Annotated in this window: 1 protein-coding gene and 2 pseudogenes; 2 read left to right on the top strand and 1 reads right to left on the bottom strand. The window is 34.6% G+C overall.

From position 1 onward, the window contains the following. Positions 1–367 precede the first annotated feature (367 nt). Together TY19_RS02015 and TY19_RS20495 are read left to right on the top strand one after the other, a co-directional pair. Positions 368–652: pseudogene (locus tag TY19_RS02015) on the top strand (hypothetical protein); the annotation flags it as partial. A 574-nt stretch (positions 653–1,226) separates the two neighbouring features. Next, positions 1,227–1,358 carry a hypothetical protein gene (locus tag TY19_RS20495; protein WP_255346653.1) on the top strand — a complete coding sequence of 44 codons (132 nt, stop codon included), beginning with the start codon at positions 1,227–1,229 and terminating at the stop codon, positions 1,356–1,358. Between the two features lie 751 nt (positions 1,359–2,109). Here TY19_RS20495 and TY19_RS11495 read toward each other — a convergent pair. Continuing rightward, positions 2,110–3,097: pseudogene (locus TY19_RS11495) on the bottom strand (hypothetical protein); the annotation flags it as partial.

Genomic DNA, 3,097 nt, shown 5'->3' with positions numbered 1-3,097 from the left:
AGTGGTTTCTGAAGTATTATGTCACATATCGCGAGTTTTTTTACATTTTCAAAAAAATTGTCCTGTACAGAAGGTTTATAAATTATAAACAATACAAGCTAAACTATAATAATTTATGACCAATTTATTGCATGATCTTATCATCTCGTGGAATTAAAGCATTGTAGATTAAAAACTAAAGATTCTATATTTAATCCCGATTGATTTTTAATTAATTTTTAATAGCCCTTCATTGATAAAATAAAACTTCCTTTTAAAATTTGACTTCCTATTTTAATTTATTAATATTGCCATAATTTTTATCTATACATCATAATTTTAAAATATCTATAAATTAAAATTTATTTCACTCATTGGGAAGGTCATTTTGCATATTTCTAATTTTGGGCTTAATTCTGGTCATCTTGTCCACACAACGGTTCCTTCTTACTATCCTCTTCAAGATATTAACGACCCTCTTGTAGATGAGAATAATCCCTTAGTCAATCCCTTGCCCAATATAGAGAAAATTAGTGCACTAACGATTCCAGCTCCCGTCGCTCTTTCACCTTCATCTGAAGAAATTCAACTGAGCTTTCAAGAGGGAACTTCTCTGAACATTTCTCATTCTCAGCTAGCTTTGTTAAGGGAAAAATCCCTCTACTTTAAGAATAGGAATCTCACTGGGGATGGATTAGCCCATTTGACACCCTTAACGGCTTTGCAGCATCTAAATCTGAGTAAGTGCTATCATCTCACTGATGCTGGGTTAGCAAGCTTTAAAGCTAGCATTTTAATTCAATAACATGATATTTAACTAACTTCAAAGATTAAAGATATAATTCACAATAAGTAATTGTAAAATGTTTTTCTTGTTACTCTATTCATCACCCTTGAATCAATGAATGATATTTATTCCAGGTTACTTTAAAAAGAACAATTAGAGAATGTCTATTTACTATAAGTTAACAAATACTGAATTTGTTAACTTATAGTAAATTGTTTTCCTTAAACTATACGTAGTAAGAAAATACCATTCTTTTAAGCTTTAAGGCCCTCAGCATGGGTAATTCTGTGATTTGATAATGCCGTTTTGGAAAATTATACGTTTATAGGTGGCAAAGATAAGTCTAAGTTAAAACAATGATTGAAAAAAAATTCTAATCAGAAACTTCTAAATCAAAAATATCTCCATAATAAACCTAGAGGTGATTTAAAGGTCGAGGAACACGCCATATAAAGTAAAAATGAGTGAAGAAGCTGAAAAGTTAATACAAGAAAACGCTAAAGAAATTGACAGTCATGATGAACAAATGGCTAAGCGCCGCAACAAGAAAAAAATAAAGGCTACCATTTACCTAACGGAAGAAGCCGAATAAGCATTCACCGAGCTATATATTCACCGTTTGCGCAAAGATAGAAAGATTGACCGCTCAATCATTGCCTGCGATGCTATCATGGATTTATACGAGAAAGAATGCTGCAAGCCAAACTAAAAAAATGATTCGTTCAAAATACTAATTGGGCTGATCAATTTATTGTATCAAGATGAAGAAAATTATTTCCTAGCCTATTTGGAATTGGTTAGACTTGAGTAAGAGAAGGAAAGCTTACATAGTTTTAGTTTTTGTAAAAAAGGTGATCGGATAGAGAAAAGAATAGTAGTGCTAGGTAAGATTATGGATCAAAACAAGTAGTTTTGTGATCAAGATGATCGCTTTTTTTTACCCTTATTTCTATAGGTTGTTCTTTGCAAAATTATAAAAGCAGCTAACGTTCGAGTTGGAAACAAGCTACTATAGTATGACCACAAAATCCTCTTAATAATAAGCCTAAAATTCAGCCGAATCTTCTCTAGCCTAAAGTTATCCCCCTTTCACAGATACTTTAAATCAATATTTAACTAATTCACAATATAAAAATGTTGATGATAATGCAATCAAAAAAGGATTCAATCTTTACCGTTTTTGCCTATCTGAATAAGGTGAGTATATTACATTGCGTATGTATTTTATTAACAACCCATAACTTATGGGCAGCTAAAAAAATAAAATGGATCGCATTCAAATCTATACTAAAAACTCATTAGGACTGTTTTTTTCTATTTTTGGCTCTAGGTTTCTTGTTTTATTAAAAAATTTTCTCGTTAATAATTTTTAAATTGAGTGAAGCTGCTAAAGTTTTAAAACGTGCTAATCCATCATCAGTGATCTTCCAGCATTGGCTTAGATCTATATGCTGCAAAGCCGTTAAAGGTGTCAAATGGGCTAATCCTGCATCGGTGAGATGCCAGAACCCACTCAGATTTAGATACTGCAAAGCGGTTAAGGGTGTTAAATGGGCCAATCCTGCATCGGTAAGATGACCACAACCGCTTAACTCTAGATGCTGCAAAGCTGTTAAGGGTGCTAAATGCGCTAGTCCTGCATCAGTGAGATTATTACAAGCCCTTAAATCTAGATGCTGTAAAGCGGTTAAGGGTGTCAAATGGACTAATCCGGCATCGGTGAGATGATAGCAATTGCTTAAATCGAGATACTGCAAAGCCTTTAAGGGTGTTAAATGGGCTAATCCTGCATCGGTGAGATGATGATAGCAATTGCTTAAATCGAGATACTGCAAAGCCTTTAAGGGTGTTAAATGGGCTAATCCTGCATCGGTGAGATTAACACAGCCATTTAGATTGAGATGCTGCAAAGTTGTTAAGGGTATCAAATGGGCTAATCCTGCATCGGTGAGATGAAAGCACCAACTCAGATTTAGATGCTGCAAAGTTGTTAAGGGTATCAAATGGGCTAATCCTGCATCGGTGAGATCCTCACAATCGCTTAGATCTAAATGCTGCAAAGCCGTTAAAGGTGTTAAATGAACCAAGCCTGCATCGGTAAGTTTTCCAAAGCAGCGTAGATTTAGATGCTGTAAAGCCGTTAAGGGTGTCAAATGGACTAATCCGGCATCGGTGAGATGATAGCCATCGCTTAGATCTAAATGCTGCAAAGCCGTTAAAGGTGTCAAATGGGCTAACCCTACATCGGTGAGATTAACACAGCCATTTAGATTGAGATGCTGTAAAGCCGTTAAGGGTGTCAAATGGACTAATCCTGCATCGGTGAGATGA

It is taken from the genome of Candidatus Protochlamydia sp. R18 (genome assembly GCF_000648255.1).
GTDB lineage: Bacteria > Chlamydiota > Chlamydiia > Chlamydiales > Parachlamydiaceae > Protochlamydia > Protochlamydia amoebophila.
This window is presented reverse-complemented; position numbering and strand designations above follow the sequence as displayed.

Bases quoted from the DNA above. Each gene is read 5' to 3' on its own strand.
- TY19_RS20495 (WP_255346653.1), top strand. From the start codon at position 1,227: ATGAGTGAAGAAGCTGAAAAGTTAATACAAGAAAACGCTAAAGAAATT.